This window comes from Pseudomonas sp. TH39(2020) (assembly GCF_016650715.1).
Classification (GTDB): Bacteria; Pseudomonadota; Gammaproteobacteria; order Pseudomonadales; family Pseudomonadaceae; genus Aquipseudomonas; species Aquipseudomonas mandelii_C.
Map to the genome: position 1 here is coordinate 456,928 of NZ_JAEKFF010000007.1, position 20,515 is coordinate 477,442.

The 20,515-nt window shown below is 59.8% G+C and carries 16 protein-coding genes; 9 read left to right on the top strand and 7 right to left on the bottom strand.

Features of this window, described 5'->3' with window-relative positions:
- Nucleotides 1-5 precede the first annotated feature (5 nt).
- From murD to lpxC, 9 genes are all read left to right on the top strand, one after another.
- On the top strand, nt 6-1,352 hold the full coding sequence (gene murD, locus JFU47_RS22540) for a UDP-N-acetylmuramoyl-L-alanine--D-glutamate ligase (RefSeq protein ID WP_201185773.1): 1,347 nt from the start codon (nt 6-8) through the stop codon (nt 1,350-1,352).
- The gene (gene ftsW, locus JFU47_RS22545; protein ID WP_111451317.1) at nt 1,349-2,566 is read left to right on the top strand and encodes a putative lipid II flippase FtsW; all 1,218 of its coding nucleotides are present in this window, start codon (nt 1,349-1,351) and stop codon (nt 2,564-2,566) included. Before murD ends, ftsW begins: the two co-directional genes overlap by 4 nt.
- Nucleotides 2,556-3,626, top strand: a complete 1,071-nt coding sequence (murG, locus tag JFU47_RS22550) for an undecaprenyldiphospho-muramoylpentapeptide beta-N-acetylglucosaminyltransferase (protein ID WP_046048250.1) — start codon at nt 2,556-2,558, stop codon at nt 3,624-3,626. Before ftsW ends, murG begins: the two co-directional genes overlap by 11 nt.
- A complete protein-coding gene (gene murC / locus JFU47_RS22555; protein ID WP_123365690.1) occupies nt 3,619-5,079 on the top strand; it encodes a UDP-N-acetylmuramate--L-alanine ligase in 1,461 nt (486 codons plus the stop codon). The genes murG and murC overlap by 8 nt, the downstream gene beginning before the upstream one ends.
- Nucleotides 5,076-6,044, top strand: a complete 969-nt coding sequence (locus tag JFU47_RS22560) for a D-alanine--D-alanine ligase (protein WP_201185775.1) — start codon at nt 5,076-5,078, stop codon at nt 6,042-6,044. Before murC ends, JFU47_RS22560 begins: the two co-directional genes overlap by 4 nt.
- A gap of 4 nt (nt 6,045-6,048) precedes the next feature.
- Nucleotides 6,049-6,918 (top strand): cell division protein FtsQ/DivIB, encoded by an 870-nt coding sequence (locus tag JFU47_RS22565; RefSeq protein WP_123365692.1) that lies wholly within the window; start codon nt 6,049-6,051, stop codon nt 6,916-6,918.
- A gap of 14 nt (nt 6,919-6,932) precedes the next feature.
- Nucleotides 6,933-8,192 carry a cell division protein FtsA gene (gene ftsA, locus JFU47_RS22570; RefSeq protein ID WP_008147519.1) on the top strand — a complete coding sequence of 420 codons (1,260 nt, stop codon included), beginning with the start codon at nt 6,933-6,935 and terminating at the stop codon, nt 8,190-8,192.
- A 75-nt stretch (nt 8,193-8,267) separates the two neighbouring features.
- Nucleotides 8,268-9,461 (top strand): cell division protein FtsZ, encoded by a 1,194-nt coding sequence (ftsZ, locus tag JFU47_RS22575; RefSeq protein WP_033061342.1) that lies wholly within the window; start codon nt 8,268-8,270, stop codon nt 9,459-9,461.
- A gap of 112 nt (nt 9,462-9,573) precedes the next feature.
- On the top strand, nt 9,574-10,485 hold the full coding sequence (lpxC, locus tag JFU47_RS22580) for a UDP-3-O-acyl-N-acetylglucosamine deacetylase (RefSeq protein ID WP_140892705.1): 912 nt from the start codon (nt 9,574-9,576) through the stop codon (nt 10,483-10,485).
- A 68-nt stretch (nt 10,486-10,553) separates the two neighbouring features.
- On the opposite strand, the gene JFU47_RS22585 is transcribed toward lpxC, so the two are convergent.
- The 7 genes from JFU47_RS22585 to JFU47_RS22615 all read right to left on the bottom strand — a co-directional run bounded on the left by JFU47_RS22585 (nt 10,554) and on the right by JFU47_RS22615 (nt 20,474).
- Entirely contained in the window at nt 10,554-12,050 is a 1,497-nt protein-coding gene (locus tag JFU47_RS22585) for a sensor domain-containing diguanylate cyclase (protein ID WP_201185777.1), read from the bottom strand.
- A gap of 147 nt (nt 12,051-12,197) precedes the next feature.
- Nucleotides 12,198-13,517, bottom strand: coding sequence for an OprD family outer membrane porin (locus JFU47_RS22590; protein WP_201185779.1), 1,320 nt, complete (start codon nt 13,515-13,517; stop codon nt 12,198-12,200).
- 195 nt (nt 13,518-13,712) lie between these two features.
- Nucleotides 13,713-13,937, bottom strand: a complete 225-nt coding sequence (locus JFU47_RS22595) for a hypothetical protein (protein ID WP_201185781.1) — start codon at nt 13,935-13,937, stop codon at nt 13,713-13,715.
- Nucleotides 13,938-14,174: 237 nt separating this feature from the next.
- Nucleotides 14,175-15,539 (bottom strand): heavy metal sensor histidine kinase, encoded by a 1,365-nt coding sequence (locus JFU47_RS22600; RefSeq protein ID WP_201185784.1) that lies wholly within the window; start codon nt 15,537-15,539, stop codon nt 14,175-14,177.
- Complete coding sequence (locus JFU47_RS22605) at nt 15,529-16,206, bottom strand: heavy metal response regulator transcription factor (RefSeq protein ID WP_166497711.1); 678 nt, start codon at nt 16,204-16,206, stop codon at nt 15,529-15,531. Before JFU47_RS22605 ends, JFU47_RS22600 begins: the two co-directional genes overlap by 11 nt.
- 9 nt (nt 16,207-16,215) lie before the next feature.
- Nucleotides 16,216-19,317, bottom strand: coding sequence for a multidrug efflux RND transporter permease subunit (locus JFU47_RS22610; protein ID WP_201185794.1), 3,102 nt, complete (start codon nt 19,315-19,317; stop codon nt 16,216-16,218).
- A complete protein-coding gene (locus JFU47_RS22615) occupies nt 19,314-20,474 on the bottom strand; it encodes an efflux RND transporter periplasmic adaptor subunit (RefSeq protein ID WP_201185798.1) in 1,161 nt (386 codons plus the stop codon). Before JFU47_RS22615 ends, JFU47_RS22610 begins: the two co-directional genes overlap by 4 nt.
- Between the last annotated feature and the right edge of the window lie 41 nt (nt 20,475-20,515).

The following is a 20,515-nucleotide window of genomic DNA, read 5'->3' on the forward strand; positions in this document are numbered from 1 at the left end:
AACGAGTGTCTCTGATCGCTTCTGACCACTTCCGCATCGTTGTCGGCCTCGGCAAGAGCGGCATGTCCCTGGTTCGCTTCCTGGCGAACCGGGGCACGTCGTTTGCTGTTGCCGATACGCGGGAAAATCCACCGGAACTGGCCACGCTCAAGCGTGACTATCCGCACGTGGAAGTGCGTTGTGGCGAGCTGGACGTCGAATTCCTGTGCCGCGCCGACGAGCTCTACGTGAGCCCCGGCCTGGCGTTGGCGACCCCGGCCCTGCAGGCTGCCGCCGCCCGTGGCGTGAAATTGTCCGGTGACATCGAGCTGTTCGCGCGTAACGCGAAGGCGCCGATCGTTGCCATCAGCGGTTCCAATGCGAAAAGCACCGTCACCACGCTGGTGGGCGAGATGGCTGCAGCGGCCGGCAAGCGTGTCGCTGTCGGTGGCAACCTCGGTACGCCGGCGCTGGATTTGCTCAGCGACGACGTCGACCTGTACGTGATGGAACTGTCGAGCTTCCAGCTCGAAACCACCGATCAACTCAACGCCGAAGTGGCGACCGTGCTCAACGTCAGCGAAGACCACATGGACCGCTACAGCGGTCTGCCGGCTTATCACCTGGCCAAGCACCGGATCTTCCGGGGTGCCAAGCAGTTTGTGGTCAACCGTCAGGATGCCCTCAGCCGTCCGCTGATTGGCGAGGGTCAGCCATGCTGGACCTTCGGTTTGAGCAAACCTGATTTCAAGGCATTCGGTATCCGTGAAGAAGACGGCGAGAAGTACCTGGCCTTCGAATTCCAGAACCTGATGCCGGTGCGCGAGTTGAAAATTCGCGGCGCCCACAACCAGTCCAATGCCTTGGCGGCATTGGCCCTGGGCCACGCTGTCGGCCTGCCATTTGATGCCATGCTGTCGAGCCTGCGCACCTTCGCCGGGCTTGAGCATCGCTGCCAGTGGGTCCGTGACCTGAATGGTGTGAGCTACTACAACGATTCCAAAGCCACCAACGTCGGCGCCGCACTGGCTGCCATCGAAGGCCTGGGCGCGGACATCGACGGCAAGCTCGTGCTGATCGCCGGTGGCGACGGCAAAGGTGCCGAGTTCAAGGACCTGCGTGATCCGGTGGCGGCCAACTGCCGCGCCGTGGTGCTGATGGGCCGCGACGCCGAGCTGATCGCTCAGGCCATTGGCGATGCCGTGCCGCTGATTCGCGTGAACTCGCTGATCGAAGCGGTCGAACAATGCCGCGCCATTGCAGAAAACGGCGATGCCGTGCTGCTGTCGCCGGCCTGCGCCAGTTTCGACATGTTCAAGAATTACGAAGACCGTGGTCACCAGTTCGTCCGCGCTGTGGAGGATCTGGTATGAGCCTGAGAAACATCATCAAGCCGTACCCGTCGCCGATCATCACCGGGCGCGGCATCGACCTCGACTTCCCGATGCTCGCCGGCTGCCTGGCATTGATCGGCCTCGGGCTGGTCATGATTGCCTCGGCCTCGACCGAAGTGGCGGCAGTGCAATCGGGCAGCGCCCTGTATTACATGATTCGCCACCTTATCTACATCGTGCTGGGCCTGGGTGCCTGCGTCGTCACCATGATGATTCCGATCGCCACCTGGCAACGCCTGGGCTGGCTGATGCTGATTGGTGCGTTCGGTTTGCTGGTGATGGTGATCATCCCGGGGATCGGCCGTGAAGTGAACGGTTCGATGCGCTGGATCGGCTTCAGTTTCTTCAACGTTCAGCCTTCCGAGATCGCCAAGGTGTTCGTGGTGATCTACCTCGCCGGTTACCTGGTGCGTCGTCAGAAAGAAGTGCGTGAAAGCTGGATGGGCTTCTTCAAGCCGTTCATCGTTCTGCTGCCAATGGCGGGTCTGTTGCTGATGGAGCCGGACTTCGGTGCCACCGTCGTGATGATGGGGGCTGCAGCTGCGATGCTGTTCCTCGGCGGGGTCGGGCTGTTCCGTTTTTCCTTGATGGTTGTCCTGGCGGTCGCGGCGGTGGTGTTGTTGATTCAAGTGCAGCCGTATCGAATGGCGCGCCTGACCAACTTTGCGGACCCGTGGGCCGACCAGTTCGGTGCCGGCTATCAGTTGTCTCAAGCGTTGATCGCTTTTGGTCGCGGCGAATGGCTGGGCGTTGGCCTGGGCAACAGCGTGCAGAAACAGTTCTACCTGCCCGAAGCCCACACTGACTTCGTGTTCTCGGTCCTGGCTGAAGAACTGGGTGCCGTGGGTTCTTTGTGCACGGTAGCGCTGTTCGTCTTTGTCTGTATTCGTGGCATGTACATCGGTTATTGGGCCGAGAAGGCCAAGCAGTTTTTCGCCGCCTACATCGCGTACGGCTTGTCGTTCCTGTGGATTGGTCAGTTCCTGATCAACATCGGGGTGAACGTCGGTTTGTTGCCAACCAAAGGTCTGACCCTGCCGTTCCTCAGTTATGGCGGCAGTTCGTTGGTGATCTGCTGTGCCTGTCTCGGTTTGTTGCTGCGCATTGAATGGGAAAGTCGAACCCACTTGGGCAGCGAAGAGATGGAGTTCCATGAGAGCGACTTCGCCGAGGAGCCGACCCATGGGCGCTAACGTATTGATCATGGCGGGCGGCACCGGTGGCCACGTGTTTCCGGCGCTGGCGTGTGCCCGCGAATTCCAGGCCCGTGGTTACACCGTGCATTGGCTCGGGACACCGCGTGGCATCGAGAACGATCTGGTCCCGGTGGCCGGCATCGAACTGCATCGGATCAATGCCAGCGGATTGCGTGGCAAGGGCAAATTGTCCCTGCTCAAGGCGCCGTTCATGTTGCTCAAGTCGATCTGGCAGGCACGGGCGATCATTCGCCAGCTGCGGCCGGTGTGTGTCGTCGGCTTCGGTGGTTATGTGACCGGTCCTGGTGGCGTTGCAGCCAAACTGGCCGGCGTGCCGGTGATCGTTCATGAACAGAACGCCGTCGCCGGTACCGCCAATCGGTTGCTGGTGCCGTTGGCCGCCCGAGTCTGTGAAGCGTTCCCCGACACCTTTACCCTGTCGGGCAGCCGTCGGACCACCGGTAACCCGGTGCGCACCGAGCTGTTCCTCGAAACACCGCGACAGGCTCTGGCCGGTCGCAAGGCGCGTTTGCTGATCCTGGGCGGAAGCCTGGGCGCAGAACCGTTGAACAAGTTGCTGCCTGAAGCCCTGTCGCAAGTCGCCCCCGACCTGCGTCCGGAAGTGTTTCATCAGGCTGGCAAAAACCACGATGAAGTGACTGCAGAGCGCTATCGCGCGGCTGGCGTCGAGGCGCAAGTGCAGCCTTTCATCAAAGACATGGCCCAAGCCTATGGCTGGGCCGACCTGGTGGTGTGCCGCGCAGGCGCGTTGACCATCAGTGAACTGGCCGCCGCCGGTCTGCCCTCGATGCTGGTGCCTTTGCCCCACGCGATCGACGATCACCAGACCCGCAACGCCGATTATTTGGCCCGTGAAGGCGCTGCCTTCCTGATGCCGCAAAGAACGACTGGCGCAGCGGATCTTGCCGCACGCCTGACAGAGGTCCTGATGCAACCACAACGACTCACCGACATGGCCACCGCGGCACGCCGCCTGGCCAAACCCGATGCAACCCGTAACGTGGTCGATACCTGCCTGGAGGTGGCCCATGGTTGAGAATCAGAAAGCCATGCCGCAACCGGAAATGCGCCGCATCCGTCGCATCCACTTCGTCGGCATCGGCGGCGTGGGTATGTGCGGCATTGCCGAAGTGTTGTTGAACCTGGGCTATGAAGTGTCCGGTTCCGACCTGAAAGCTTCGCCGGTGACCGAGCGTCTCGAGTCCTTCGGCGCCCACATTTACATCGGCCACCGTGCCGAGAACGCTGCGAACGCCGACGTATTGGTCACCTCCAGTGCCGTGAACACGTCCAACCCGGAAGTCGCCACTGCCCTGGAACGCCGCATTCCGGTGGTGCCTCGCGCTGAAATGCTGGCTGAGCTGATGCGTTACCGCCACGGCATCGCCGTCGCCGGTACCCATGGCAAAACCACCACCACCAGCCTGATCGCTTCGGTGTTTGCCGCCGGTGGCCTGGACCCGACATTCGTGATCGGTGGCCGTCTGAATGCCGCGGGCACCAATGCCCAGCTTGGCACCAGCCGTTACCTGATCGCTGAAGCTGACGAAAGCGACGCCAGCTTCCTGCACTTGCAGCCGCTGGTGGCCGTGGTCACCAACATCGACGCCGACCACATGGCGACCTACGACGGTGACTTCAACAAACTGAAGAAAACCTTCGTCGAGTTCCTCCACAACCTGCCGTTCTACGGTCTGGCGGTGGTGTGTCTGGACGATCCGGTGGTGCGTGAAATCCTGCCCCTGGTGAAACGTCCGACCGTCACTTATGGCTTCGGCGACGACTGCGACGTGCGCGCAATAAATGTGCGTCAGCAGGGCATGCAGACCTTCTTCACCGTGCTGCGTCCTGATCGCGATCCGCTGGATGTCTCGGTGAACATGCCGGGCAACCACAACGTGTTGAACGCACTGGCAACCATCTGCATCGCCACCGATGAAGGCGTCAGCGATGAAGCCATCGTCCAGGGCCTGTCCGGGTTCCAGGGTGTCGGCCGACGCTTCCAGGTCTACGGCGAACTGCCGGTAGAGGGTGGCAGCGTGATGCTGGTCGACGACTACGGTCACCACCCGACCGAAGTCGCCGCGGTCATCAAAGCCGTGCGCGGTGGCTGGCCGGAACGCCGTCTGGTGATGGTCTACCAGCCGCACCGTTACAGCCGGACTCGCGACCTGTACGACGATTTCGTCAATGTATTGGCCGACGCCAACGTCCTGCTGCTGATGGAAGTCTACCCGGCCGGTGAAGAACCGATCCCGGGCGCCGACAGCCGCAAGTTGTGCAACAGCATTCGTCAGCGCGGTCAGCTCGACCCGATCTACATCGAGCGCGGTGTCGACCTCGCGCCGATCGTCAAACCGCTGCTGCGTGCCGGCGACATCCTGCTGTGCCAGGGCGCCGGTGACATCGGAGGTCTTGCACCGAAACTGTTGAAAAGTCCGTTGTTCGCAGGCGCCGTTGCTGCGCCGAGTGTGGGGAAGTTGAAATGACTGCTGCTTACGCCAACCTCGTCTCCACTATTGCGCCGAAAGATTTCGGCCGCGTCGCCGTGCTCTTCGGCGGCAAGAGTGCCGAGCGTGAGGTTTCTCTCAAGTCGGGTAACGCGGTTCTCGACGCGCTGCTAAGCGCCGGCGTGGACGCGTTTGGTCTCGACGTGGGCGATGATCTTTTGCAGCGTCTGCTGAACGAAAAAATCGATCGCGCCTTCATCATTCTCCACGGTCGTGGCGGTGAAGACGGCAGCATGCAGGGCCTGCTGGAATGCCTGGGTATTCCGTACACCGGCAGCGGCATTCTGGCCTCGGCACTGGCCATGGACAAGCTGCGGACCAAACAGGTCTGGCACAGCCTCGGTATTCCGACGCCACGCCATGCCGTACTGAGCTCTGAGGCCGATTGTATTTCGGCGGCGACGGAACTGGGCTTCCCTTTGATCGTCAAACCGGCCCATGAAGGTTCAAGTATCGGGATGGCCAAAGTGACCTCCGCGTCGGAGTTGATCGACGCGTGGAAAGCGGCCAGTACCTACGATTCGCAAGTGTTGGTCGAGCAATGGATTCAAGGTCCGGAGTTCACCATCGCCACCCTGCGTGACCAGGTGTTGCCACCGATTGCCCTGGGCACGACGCACAGCTTCTACGACTACGACGCCAAGTACGTGGCTTCCGATACTCAGTACCGGATTCCGTGTGGCCTGGACAGCAGCAAAGAAAAGGAACTGATGGACCTCACGGCGAAAGCCTGTGAGGCGCTGGGTATCGCCGGTTGGGGCAGGGCTGACGTGATGCAGGATGCCGACGGGCAGTTCTGGTTCCTGGAAGTCAATACCGCACCGGGCATGACCGATCACAGTCTGGTGCCGATGGCGGCTCGTGCTGCCGGTCTGGATTTCCAGCAACTGGTTCTGGCGATTTTGGCCGCCAGCATTGCCGGCAACAACGAGCCGCGAGGTTAAGACCATGCAAGGCGCACAGCTGAGACATCAGCCCTCCGCACCACCCGGCCGCAAGCCGGTACCGCGGGGTGCCAGCCGAATGGTGGCCAAAGAGCCGATGTCTGCGCGCCTGCCGAAAGCCAATTTTGGTTTTCTGAAAAGCCTGTTCTGGCCCGTGCTGTTGGTCGCACTGGGTTTCGGTACTTACGAAGGCGCACAGCGATTGCTGCCGTACGCCGACCGGCCGATCACCAAGATCAACGTGCAGGGCGACTTGAGTTACATCAGCCAGCAAGCGGTGCAGCAGCGGATCGCCCCGTACGTGGCGTCGAGCTTCTTCACCATCGACCTGGAGAGCATGCGCACCGAGCTTGAAACGATGCCATGGATTGCCCACGCCGAAGTGCGTCGGGTATGGCCGGATCAAGTGGTGATCCGACTGGAAGAACAACTGCCGGTAGCCCGTTGGGGCGATGAGTCGCTGTTGAACAACCAGGGTCAGGCGTTCACCCCGCGAGAGCTGGCGAACTACGAACACTTGCCACAGCTGTTCGGCCCACAACGGGCCCAACAGCAAGTGATGCAGCAATACCAGGTGCTGAGCCAGATGCTCAGGCCGTTGGGCTTCTCGATTGCGCGCCTGGAGTTGCGTGACCGAGGCAGCTGGTTCCTGACCACCGGCGCCGGCAGCGCAGGCCCGGGAATCGAACTGTTGCTGGGACGCGGCAACCTGCTGGAAAAGATGCGCCGCTTCATTGCCATCTATGACAAGACGCTTAAAGAACAGATTACGAACATTGCGCGCATCGATCTGCGCTACGCCAACGGCCTCGCTGTTGGCTGGCGGGAACCTGTAGCGCCCACGGCAGCCCAACCCGCTGTCGCGAAGAATTAAGAAGAGGCAGGACCATGGCAAACGTGCAAAGCGGCAAAATGATCGTCGGTCTCGATATCGGCACCTCCAAGGTGGTGGCGCTGGTCGGCGAGGTCTCGGACGACGGCACGCTGGAAATCGTCGGGATCGGTACCCATCCGTCCCGTGGCCTGAAGAAAGGCGTGGTGGTGAACATCGAGTCCACCGTGCAATCGATCCAGCGCGCGATCGAAGAGGCGCAGCTGATGGCTGGTTGCCGTATTCACTCGGCGTTCGTCGGCGTGGCGGGCAATCATATCCGCAGCCTGAACTCTCACGGCATCGTGGCGATTCGTGATCGCGAGGTCAGCTCCGCCGACCTCGAGCGCGTTCTTGACGCTGCTCAGGCTGTAGCGATCCCGGCTGACCAGCGCGTGCTGCACACCCTGCCGCAGGATTACGTGATCGATAACCAGGAAGGTGTTCGTGAGCCTCTGGGCATGTCGGGCGTACGTCTGGAAGCCAAGGTTCACGTGGTCACCTGCGCCGTCAACGCCGCACAGAACATTGAAAAATGCGTGCGTCGATGCGGCCTGGAAATCGACGACATCATTCTCGAGCAACTGGCTTCGGCCTACTCGGTCCTGACCGACGACGAGAAAGAGCTGGGCGTGTGCCTGGTGGACATCGGTGGCGGCACCACCGACATCGCAATCTTCACCGAAGGCGCGATCCGTCACACCGCGGTCATCCCGATTGCGGGCGATCAGGTGACCAACGACATCGCCATGGCGTTGCGCACCCCGACCCAGTACGCCGAAGAAATCAAGATTCGCTACGCCTGCGCCCTGGCCAAACTGGCCGGTGCCGGTGAAACCATCAAGGTCCCAAGTGTCGGCGACCGTCCACCGCGCGAGCTGTCCCGTCAGGCCCTGGCCGAAGTGGTCGAGCCGCGTTACGACGAACTGTTCACCCTGATTCAGGCCGAACTGCGTCGCAGTGGCTACGAAGACCTGATCCCGGCCGGCATCGTGCTGACCGGTGGTACGTCGAAGATGGAAGGCGCAGTCGAATTGGCCGAAGAAATCTTCCACATGCCGGTCCGCCTGGGCGTGCCGCATGGCGTCAAGGGCCTGGACGATGTGGTCCGTAACCCGATTTATTCCACCGGCGTTGGCCTGTTGATGTACGGCCTGCAAAAGCAGTCCGACGGGATTTCGTTCTCGGGCATCAGCAGCCGCGACAGCTACAGCAATGAAGAACCGAAAGCCGCCTTGCTCGATCGCATCAAGAGCTGGGTACAAGGCAACTTCTAAAGATTTACCGCAGCACCGCAAGACCGCAGCAAAAAGCAGTAGGCGAAAAAACTAGAGAATGTAAGGAGAGGGAAAATGTTCGAACTCGTAGACAACATCCCCGCAAGCCCGGTTATTAAAGTTATCGGTGTTGGCGGAGGCGGCGGCAACGCCGTCAACCACATGGTCAAGAGCAACATTGAAGGCGTTGAATTCATCTGCGCCAACACTGATGCCCAAGCGCTGAAAAGCATCGGCGCGCGGACCATCCTGCAACTGGGCACCGGCGTGACCAAAGGTCTCGGCGCTGGCGCCAACCCTGAAGTAGGTCGTCAGGCCGCTCTCGAAGATCGTGAGCGCATTGCCGAAGTCCTGCAGGGCACCAATATGGTGTTCATCACCACTGGCATGGGCGGTGGTACCGGTACCGGTGCTGCGCCGATTATTGCTGAAGTGGCCAAGGAAATGGGGATTCTCACCGTTGCGGTGGTGACCCGTCCGTTCCCGTTCGAAGGCCGCAAGCGTATGCAGATCGCAGACGAAGGCATCCGTCTGCTGTCGGAAAGCGTCGACTCGTTGATCACCATTCCCAACGAGAAACTGCTGACCATCCTTGGCAAGGACGCAAGCCTGCTGTCCGCATTCGCCAAGGCCGACGATGTACTGGCCGGTGCCGTTCGCGGTATCTCCGACATCATCAAGCGTCCGGGCATGATCAACGTCGACTTTGCCGACGTGCGTACCGTGATGAGCGAAATGGGCATGGCGATGATGGGCACTGGCTGCGCCAGCGGTCCGAACCGTGCACGTGAGGCCACCGAAGCGGCCATTCGCAACCCACTGCTGGAAGACGTGAACCTGCAAGGTGCACGCGGCATCCTGGTGAATATCACCGCCGGTCCTGACCTGTCTCTGGGTGAGTACTCCGACGTGGGTAGCATCATCGAAGCTTTCGCTTCCGAGCACGCGATGGTCAAGGTCGGTACCGTTATCGATCCGGACATGCGCGATGAGCTGCACGTAACAGTAGTAGCCACTGGTTTGGGCGCGAAAATCGAGAAGCCTGTGAAGGTTATCGACAACACCATGCACACGTCCGTGGCATCGCAACCGCAGCAACAAGCGCCTTCGCGTCAGGAAGCGCCAGCGGTAAACTACCGTGACCTGGACCGTCCGACCGTCATGCGCAACCAGGCTCAAGCCGGTGCTGCGACTGCCGCGAAGATGAATCCGCAAGATGATCTGGATTACCTGGACATCCCGGCTTTCCTGCGTCGTCAGGCTGATTGATGGAATGTATCAGGGCGATGAAGGTGATTGGTGTTCAGCAAAGGTCTGGTCTGCTATCATCGCCAGCCTTTGTTGATACCAGTTCGCAATTTGCGCTGAAGCGGCCCAAGCCATGATTAAACAACGCACACTGAAAAATATTATCCGTGCTACAGGTGTAGGCCTGCACTCCGGGGAGAAGGTATACCTGACCCTCAAGCCTGCACCTATCGACACCGGCATTGTGTTTGTTCGTGCCGATCTCGACCCTGTGGTGCAGATTCCTGCCCGCGCGGAAAACGTTGGTGAAACCACGATGTCGACCACATTGGTCAGTGGTGACACCAAAGTGGATACGGTGGAGCACTTGCTCTCGGCCATGGCTGGCCTGGGCATCGATAACGCCTACGTCGAGCTCTCCGCGTCTGAAGTTCCGATCATGGATGGTAGCGCTGGACCTTTCGTATTCCTGATTCAATCGGCCGGCCTGGAAGAACAGGACGCACCGAAGAAGTTCATCCGGATCCTGCGGGAAGTGACAGTGGAAGATGGCGACAAGCGCGCCACTTTCGTCCCTTTCGAAGGCTTCAAGGTGAGTTTCGAGATCGATTTCGATCACCCGGTTTTCCGTAACCGCACACAAAGTGCAAGCGTGGATTTTTCCAGCACTTCGTTTGTAAAAGAAGTCAGCCGCGCCCGTACCTTTGGTTTCATGAGTGATATCGAGTACCTGCGCAAGCACAACCTCGCACTCGGCGGCAGCGTTGAAAACGCTATTGTGGTCGACGCGGATGGTGTACTGAACGAAGACGGCCTTCGCTATGAAGACGAATTCGTGAAGCACAAGATCCTCGATGCAATTGGTGACCTCTACCTGTTGGGCAATAGCCTGATTGGTGAGTTCAAGGGCTTCAAGTCCGGACATGCATTGAACAACCAGCTGCTGCGCAAGTTGATTGAGCAGACAGATGCTTGGGAAGTCGTGACTTTCGATGACGCCAGCACTGCACCGATCTCTTACATGCGTCCAGTTGCGGCCGTGTAAGTAAAAAACCTCTCTAGTTTTTAAAGGCTACCTTCGGGTGGCCTTTTTTTATGCCTGCGGGAAAGGTCTCAATCCGCAGCGACCACCCGGTTACGCCCACTTTCCTTGGCCTGATACAGCGCCTTGTCCGCTGCAAACAATAGTTGTTCCAGGCTGATATCGGCGGAGGTGGTCCAGGTACTGATACCGATACTGACAGTAATCGGCGACTCGGCACCTGGCACCAGCGGCAATTGCTCCACTGTCGCTCGGATGTGTTCGGCAATCTGTTGCGCACCCTGGCTGTCGGTTTCCGCGAGAATCACCGAAAACTCTTCGCCGCCGTAACGGGCGACCAGATCCGCTGGTCGCCTCACATTGGCGGAGATCACCTTGGCCAACGAGCGCAAGGCATCATCGCCACCCTGATGCCCATGGCGATCGTTGAAGGCCTTGAAGTGGTCGGCATCAATCATCAGCAGCGATAACGGCTGGCCGGAACGTTGAGCGCGGAACCACTCATGACGCAGGACCTGATCCAGCGTTCGGCGGTTGGCCAGGCCGGTCAAGGCATCGGTGGCCGCCAGTTGCGCCAGTTCCTGTTCGGCGTTGTGGCGCAGGCGCAGTTCCCGGCTGAGCAGCCAAGTCAGCCAGAGCAAGCTGATGCACAGCGCAGTAGTCGCAACGCTAACCACTACCGTCGTACGTTTCCACGACGCAAACACTTCATCGCTGGACAGTGCAACGATGACGATCAACGGCAAGTTGCCCACCTTGGAGAAGGTGTACAGGCGTTTGTCCGGGTAGCGGCTTGAAACACTGGTGAAGCTGCCGTTGCCTTCTTTAACGATGCGCTGGAAGTTGGGACGGTTGCTGAAGTCCTTGCCAATCAGCTCTTCGGCCAGGCGGGGCTCCTGGGCCAGAAGAATCCCGTCCGAGCTGATCAGGATGACCGAGCTGTCACGACCGATGTTCAAGCTGTTGAACAACTGATCGAAATAACTCAAGCGCATGGCGGCTTCGGCCACGCCAAGAAATTCGCCCTGTGAGCCGCTGACCCGGCGACTGAAGCTGATTCGCCATTCATGTTCAGGCTGTCTGGAACGGAAGGGACGGCTGATGAGCATGCTCGGGTCGCGATTATTCACGTGCGACTGAAAGTACTCGCGGTCGGCAAAATTGCCCTTTCTGGGCTCCACCGACGCTGAGTCGGCGATCACGTCGCCCTTGTTGTCCAGCAACAAAATGTCGCCCTTGTACGGCGCGGCAGTGGCACGGTCAAACAAGGCCAGATGGCGGATGGCAGGGGAAACGCTCTTGAGGTCTTCACGCTGCGAGGCAGCGATCAAGCCGAGCAAAGACAGGTCATAGAGTTCGACATTGCGCAGCACGTCGGCGTCGATCAGTTGCACGATATTGGTTGCTGCGCGAGTGACAGACTGTTCAGCATTAGCGCGTTCGCGAATGAGCAGGAACGCCACGATGCTCAGAATTGCAATCACCAGCAGCAAACTGCCGAGAACCAGAAGCCGCTCCGATCGCGTCGACCGGATCGGGTGGTGAGATGTTGCACTGCTCACACTCATGGTTCTGACTTCTGCTAATGAGGCGTTATGAAAGTGTTTTGCAAGACTCAGGCAGAATCCCAGAAACCGTTTGCGTTCGGAGCGCCTGTATAAATCCCGGATAAAAAAAAGGCCAGCAAAACATGCTGGCCTTTTACTTATTGAAGCTTAGAAGACATTGAGCGGGTAGTCGACGATCACTCGGTATTCATCGGTGTCCTGATCCAGCGCGCCGTAGCCGTTGCCTCCACGGTTGGTCGCCCATTGCAGACGCAGCGCGAGGTTTTTGGCCTTGCCGTCCTGAATCACGTACTTGAGATCAATGTCGCGTTCCCAGTGCCTGGCGTTTTTGCCGTCAGCGCTGTACCACGAGGCATAACCGGGGCTGTCCGGATCGACCTTGGTCAGGTCCAGTTCACCTCGGGAGTAAGACACTGCGGAGGTCAGGCCGGGCAGACCAAACCCGACAAAGTCGTAGGCGTACTTGAGTTTCCATGAGCGTTCGTTCGGGCCGTTGAAGTCCGAATACTGCTGGGAATTGTCGAGGTAGACGCTGTCGCCCTGGCTGATGTAGTCGAACGGCGTGTTGCCGTTGACCCGCTGATAGGCGGCGGTAACGCTGTGATTGCCCACACCGACGGTGAAATGCAGGCTGTAGGTGTTGTTGTCGATGTGGCCCAGCAGGGCATCGCCGGTGTCTTGCGTGTGATAGGCATGCAGGCCCGGGTTGAGGCTGATCAGATCATTCAGCGCGTAGGTGTAGTCCAGATCGTAGTAATACTGGTTCCAGATGTCCTTGAGTTCGGAGGCATAGAGGCTGCTGGTCAACCCCGGCAGGCCGCTCCAGGCCACGCCGGCCCAATTCAGGTGCTTACTTTCGTCACCGTCGGCCAGGCTGCCGTAGGACGTGCCGATTCGGGTGTGTCCGCTCTGGTTGTAAGGCTTGGTGAAACTTGCCTGGCCACCTTCAATCATCCAGCCGTCGAAACTGTGGTTGGTCAGGCTGATGCCGCGAAAGGTCTGGGGCAGCATGCGGGTTTCGCCGCCGGCGATCACCGGGTTAGTGAGAAACAAGTCACCGGCCTTCAGTTCGGTATCGAAGGCACGCATTTTCAGCGTGCCACCCGCCGTCGAGAACGAGCCCGGCGCTTTGCCGTTGCCATCGCTGACCGGCAATATACTCGACCCGTCGGTACCGCCACCGCCGTCGAGCTTGAGCCCGAGCATGGCGTGGGCATCAACACCGAAACCGACGGTGCCTTGGGTGTAACCCGATTCGAAGAGGCCGAGGAAACCCTGGCCCCATTCAATGTTGTCGTCCGCCTGCTGCAGGCGATTGCGGTTCATGTAGTAGTTACGGGCGTTGAGGTTGAGGCTCGATCCTTCAACGAAACCTCCGGCGTTTGAGTCGTCTGCGGCGTGAGCAGCAGGCGCCACCGTTGCAGCGATTGCAATGAATAACGGGCTGAATCTAAGAGGGAAACGCACTAGCGGTAAAGCTCCTTGGGTCAACTAAGAGTCTCATTGTTTTGAGGCTCAGGATGTTTCTTGTTAAGGAAGACGAACTAAAGCTGTTTAAAACCACCACGAAAAAAAGCCGCTGATAGCAGCGGCTTTGAAGACAACTTTTCAAAGGGAAGAGCCGATGAAAAGTGTCGAGGGAAACAGAGCGATACTTAATAATCAGCTGTCTTTCTCAACCAGTGGCTGGGCTTGAGTGCTCGATGCTTGAGGGGTTTGCGCAGCTTCCTGAGCCTTGGCCGTCATTTCGCTCTGATACTGTTCGAACGCAGCAGCGCGTGCGGAATTTTTCGCGACGAACGTCTGCGACTCTTCAGCGACGGCGAACGGAGACAGAAACAAAGAGGACAAAACGAAAGCGCTGGCAATACCCATGGTGTTGGACATCTTTAAAACCTTCTTGCTTGGCAAGTGCTGTTTGGTGCGGCAAAGATAAGGGGGATTGGAGGGGGGGAAAAGAGCGGATTCATGAAAGGACTGTTGCGCTTAAGGCAACAGTTTAGGCTGATCGTTCCCACGCTCTGCGTGGGAATGCCTCATCGGACGCTCTGCGTCCGCTCTTGGGACGCGGAGCGTCCCGGGCTGCATTCCCACGCAGAGCGTGGGAACGATCATTTGGCGGGGTTAAACCGGGAGGTGAATGCCGAAGGTATTCATGCCGTGATCACTGCGCACAAACACATCCCCGCCGTGCATCAGCGCAATCGCTTTTACGATCGCCAATCCCAACCCATGGTTGTTGCCACTGTTGCTGCGAGACGCATCGACCCGATAAAAACGCTCAAACAGCCGCGACAAATGCTCGCTGGCAATCGGCGACCCAGGGTTCGCAACCCCGATGCTGACCTGATGCTCCTCAACCTCGATCTGCACCTCAATCACCTGGCCCGGCTCGGTGTGCTGCACCGCATTGCTTAGCAGATTAATCAACGCCCGACGCAGATGAGCGATCTCGATCCGCACCTGGGCGTCGCCACTGACCTGCACCTGCACCTGTGCGTCTTCAAGAATGAAATCCAGATATTCCAGGGTCGTGGCCACTTCATCTGCCAGCGAGGTAGAGGTCAGTTTGGTGGCCTTGCTGCCCTGATCCGCGCTGGCAAGAAACAGCATGTCGTTGATGATCGAGCGCAGTCGCTCAAGCTCTTCAAGGTTTGATTGCAGCACTTCAAAATAGTGTTCCGCGGATCGCCCGCGAGTCAGCGCCACTTGGGTCTGGCCGATCAGATTGGTCAGCGGCGAGCGCAGTTCATGGGCCACGTCGGCATTGAACGACTCAAGGCGCGAGTAAGCCTGTTCGACCCGCTCCAGTGTCGAGTTGAACGAATTAACGAACTGATTCAGTTCCGGCGGCAGCGGCGACAATTGCAGGCGACCGGACAACAACGGCGGTGCCAGCCGCTGGGCTTCCTGGGACAACTTGATCAGCGGCTTGAGGCCGATCCGCGCCACCCAATAACCAAGGGCCGAAGCCAGTAACACGCCGATGATCGCCAGGCTGATCAGGGCAATCAGCAGATGATGTTGAGTCTGCAGAAACGTTTCGGTGTCGATACCGATCATGAAGCGCAACGGCGGGCGCTGATCCTTGGCCGGGAACTGACTGACCAGCACTTTCAGCGGATAGGGCTGATCCGGCAGACTCAAGTCGTGCATGCCCAGCGGCCCTTCGGCAAAGGCGCGGATCTGCGGCGTCAGGTTGCCGTACTCGTAGTGCGGATCACCGCTGATGATCCAGAAGCTGATGCGCTTGTCTTCTTCGCCGAGCAGCTTGAGCTTGTTGTTGATCTTCACCCAATGCTCGGGCGTGCCGTAACGGCCGACGGTGGATTCGAGCACGCTGTAACGCGCGTCCAGTTCAGCCTCGGGCAACAAACCCAGACCTTTATCGACCTGTTGATACAGCGCCCAGCCGATCAACAGAAACACCAAAAGCGCCACCAGCGTAAACATCCCGCTCAGGCGCAGCGCAATCGAGTTACTGGACACTGCGGCTCTCCAGCACATAACCCATTCCACGAATCGTGTGCAGCAGTTTCTCGTCGAATGGCCCGTCGAGCTTGGCCCGCAGGCGTTTGATCGCGACTTCGACGACGTTGGCGTCGCTGTCGAAATTGATGTCCCAGACCATTTCGGCGATGGCGGTTTTCGACAGAATTTCCCCTTGCCGCCGCGCCAGTACGCTCAGCAGCGAGAACTCCTTGGCGGTCAGGTCCAGGCGCGTGCCGGCGCGGGTGGCTTTGCGGCTGATCAAATCTATCCACAGGTCGGCGATGCTCACCTGCACCGGTTCATGGCCACCGCTGCGACGGGTCAGCGCTTGCAGGCGCGCCACCAGTTCGAGAAAGGAAAACGGTTTGCCGAGGTAATCGTCGGCACCGTCGCGCAGGCCTTTGATCCGGTCTTCCACTCGCTCGCGGGCGGTGAGCATGATCACCGGGGTTTGCTTGCGCGCACGCAACGCACGCAGTACGCCGAAGCCGTCGAGGCCCGGCAGCATGACGTCGAGGACGATCACCGCGTAGTCGCTTTCCAGCGCCAGGTGCAGGCCTTCGACACCGTCGCGCGCCAGGTCCACGGTGTAACCCTGTTCCGTCAGACCGCGGTGCAGATAGTCCGCGGTTTTTTCCTCGTCTTCGATAATCAGAACGCGCATGACCCCGCCTCAGTCTGTGGTCGCCAACGCCGGTATCGGTGCTGGTTTGGGCCGATGGAAAAGCCGCTCAAGCCACAAGTATATGACCGGAGTGGTGAACAGCGTCAGCGCCTGGCTCACCAGCAAGCCGCCGACGACCGCGATCCCCAAGGGCTGGCGCAGTTCGGCGCCGGTTCCGTAACCGAGCATCAATGGCAACGCGCCGAGCAGGGCGGCGAGGGTGGTCATGATGATCGGCCGGAACCGGGTGATACAGGCCTGGTAGATCGCCTCTTCCGGCGGCAGCCCGCCCTTGCGTTGGGCTTCGAGGGCGAAGTCGATCATCAGGATGCCGTTCTTCTTCACGATCCCGATCAGCAACACCAGCCCGATCAGCGCCATGATCGAAAAGTCCTGCCCGCAAATCCACAGCATGATCACCGCACCGAGCCCCGCCGACGGCAGCGTCGAGATGATGGTCAACGGATGGACGAAGCTCTCGTAAAGCACGCCGAGAATGATGTACACCGCGACCAGCGCCGCCAGGATCAGCCATGGCTGACTGGCCAGCGAACTCTGGAACGCCTGGGCCGCGCCCTGGAAGTTGCCGCTCATGGCGGCCGGCATGCCGATTTCGGCCTTGGCCTGGTTGAGCATGATCACCGCATCGCCCAACGCCACACCGGGCGCGAGGTTGAACGACAAATTGGCAGCCGGGAACATGCCGTCATGGGCGATGGACAGCGGGCCGACCGTTGGCGCGTCGAATTTCGCCAAGGCCGACAGCGGCACCATTTCCCCGCTCAGGGGCGAGCGCAGGTAGAAATAGTTGAGGCTTTCGGCCTTGCCGCGCTGCTTGGTGTCCAGCTCCAGAATCACGTTGTACTGGTTGATCTGAGTCTGGAATTCGTTGATCTGCCGCTGGCCGAAGGCGTCGTACAGCGCTTCATCGACATCACTCGCGGTCAGGCCAAAACGCGCGGCGGCGCTGCGGTCGATGCTGATGTGGGTGATGCTGCCGCCCAGTTGCAGGTCGTTGGAAATGTCACGGAACGCCGGGTTACTGCGCAGTTTTTCCGTGAGGCGCTGGGTCCAGGTGCTGAGGACTGCACCGTCGTTGCTCTTGAGCACGTATTGATACTGGGCGCGGCTCGGGCCGGAGCTGAGGTTGATGTCCTGCCCGGCGCGCAGGTACAGCACGATGCCCGGGACTTTCATCAGTTGCGGACGAATCCGGTCAATGAACTGGCTGGCAGAGACATCGCGGTCGCCGCGTTTTTTCAGGGAGATCCAGAAGCGGCCGTTGGCGATGGTCTGGTTACTGCCGGAGACGCCCACGGAGTGGGAAAACGCCGCGACCGCCGGATCCGCCGCGACGATTTCGGCCATCGCCAGGTGTTTTTTCACCATGTCGCCGTAGGAAATATCGGCGGCGGCTTCGGTGGTGCCGAGGACAAAACCGGTGTCCTGTACCGGGAAGAAACCTTTGGGGATAAAGATGTAACCCGCGATGGCCAGACCGAGGGACAGGCCGAACACGCCGATCATCAGCTTCTGGTGGGCGAGGGCGCGACGTAGAAGTTTTTCATAGCCTGCCAGCAAGCGTTCGCCAAACGTAGGTTTGCTGTGGGCGTGATGCACCGGCGCACGCATGAACAGCGCGGCGAGCGTCGGCGCCAAGGTTAGCGAGACCACCACCGAAATCATGATCGTCGAAGTGGCGGTCAGGGCGAATTCCTTGAACAGCCGCCCGACCACACCGCCCATGAACAGCAACGGAATGAACGCCGCCACCAGCGAAAAGCTGATGGAGACCACGGTGAAACCGATCTCGCCGGCACCTTTGATTGCCGCCTCGCGCATGCCGTCGCCAGCTTCAAGGTGACGGTGAATGTTCTCCACCACCACAATCGCATCGTCGACCACAAACCCCACGGCCACCACGATCGCCACCAGCGTCAGGTTGTTCAGGCTGAAACCCATGATGTACATCAGGGCGAAACTGGCGACTAGCGAAACACCCAGCACGGCGGACACGATCAGGGTCGCCGACCATTGGCGCAGGAACAGCGCCATCACCGCCACCACCAGCATGATCGCGATCAGCAGGGTGACTTCCACCTCGTGCAGCGAGGCGCGGATGGTTTGGGTGCGGTCGACCAGCACCTTGACCTGCACCGAAGCCGGCAGCATGGCTTCGAGGCCGGGCAAGGCGGCCTGGATGCGATCCACGGTTTCGACGATGTTGGCGCCCGGTTGCCGGGAAATCACCAGGTTCACCCCCGGCTTATCGCCGGCCCAGGCTTGCACGTAGGCATCTTCCGAACCGTTGACGACTTTGGCCACATCCTTGAGGTGAACCGGGGCGCCGTCCTTGTAGGAAACGATGAGTTGGCTGTATTCCTCAGGGTGGAACAACTGGTCGTTGGTCGACAGCGTCGAAATGCTCGACTCGCCATACAACGCACCTTTGGCCAGGTTGAGGCTGGTGCTCTGGATCGCCAGACGAATGTCCGCTAGCGTCAGGCCGATGGCAGCCAGTTTGTCAGCCGAGGCCTGTACGCGGATCGCCGGACGTTGCTGGCCGGTGATGTTGATTTGGCCTACACCGTCGATCTGACTGATCTGACGGGAGAGTAAGGTTTCCACCAAGTCGCTGAGTTCGGTGCCGGGCATTTGGGTCGAGTTGACGCTGAGGATCAGTACCGGGCTGTCGGCCGGGTTGACCTTCCGCCACGTCGGCAGGGTCGGCATGTCTTTGGGCAGTTTGCCGGCGGCGGTGTTGATGGCTGCCTGAACTTCCTGAGCGGCGGTGTCGATGCTTTTGTCGAGGGTGAATTGCAGGGTCAGGTTGGTCGAGCCCAAGGCGCTACTCGACGTCATCTGAGTCACGCCGGGGATGGCGCTGAATTGCACTTCAAGCGGCGTGGCCACCGACGAAGCCATGGTTTCCGGGCTGGCGCCGGGCAATTGCGCGGCGACCTGGATGGTGGGGAATTCGGCTTCCGGCAATGGCGCGATGGGCAGGCGTGGGAAGGCAATGACACCGAGCAGCACCAACGCAAAGGTCAGCAGAATCGTCGCAACCGGATGGTCGATACACCATGCAGAGACCGAGCCATGGCCCTTCATGGTTTCGGCTCCGATTGCACCACTTGCGGCGGCTCGGTCAGCACCTGCACGGTCGAGCCGGGTTTGAGCCGCGACTGGCCGTCGCTGACCAGTACATCGCCTGGTTTAACGCCTTTGATGATGTCCTGACCGCTGCCTTGATAGACCATTTGTACGGTGACGGTTTCGACCTTGTCACCGTTGACCCGGTACACAAAATGTTGATCGAGGCCACGCTGTACGACGGTGGGCGGGACCACCAGCGCATCTTTATCCAGCGCTGTCTGAATTTTTACCGTCACCAGCAGGCCCGGCCAGAGTTCCTGCCCGGCGTTGTTGAATTCAGCTTTGGCGCGAATGGTCCCGGTGTTGGCGTTGATCTGGTTGTCGATCAGGGTCAGGTGGCCTTCGCCCAGCAGGTTGCCGGTTTCGCCATCGGTGTCGGCGCCGATGTAGGCCTTCACTTGTGCGCGTTGCGGGTCGCCAATCAGGCCTTGCAGGGTCGGCAGCATTTGCTGCGGCAGGGAAAACTCGACGGCGATCGGGTCGATCTGCGTCACGGTGAACAGGCCTTGGGCGTCGGTCATGCGCAGGAAGTTGCCTTCGTCGACTGTACGAATGCCGACGCGGCCGGTAACCGGGGAGCGAATCTGTGTGTAGGAAAGCTGCACCTGAGCGGCGTCGATTGACGCTTGATTGCCTTGGGCGGTGGCTTTGAGTTGGTTGACCAGGGCTTGTTGCTGGTCGTAGGTCTGTTTGGAAACGCCGTCGTCGACGCTCAGCAGTTTGTAGCGCTTGAGGTTGACCAGGGCGACTTGCAGCTGCGCCTGGCTTTCGCCGAGTTGCGCCCGGGCCTGATCGAGGCTGGCGCGGATCGAGCGGTCGTCGATGGTGGCGAGCAGGTCGCCTTTGTTCACCAGTTGGCCTTCTTTAACCAGAATTTTGGTGAGGATGCCGTCGATTTGCGGGCGCACCACAACGCTGTGCAGGGACAGCACCGAGCCGATGCCGCTGACGTAGCGGGGAACGTCTTTTTCGACGACGTTCACTACCCGAACGGGGATCGCAGAGGGCGCGGTCAGTTTGGGGGTAGCGGGCTTGATGGCGTACCACAGGCCCAGCGCTGCCAGAACGATCAGAAGGGCTGCGAGCAGGGCGGGTTTTTTCTGAATTCGCATGCGAGTGGGGCGCCGGGGCTGGGGTGGTCGGAGTTTTTTCA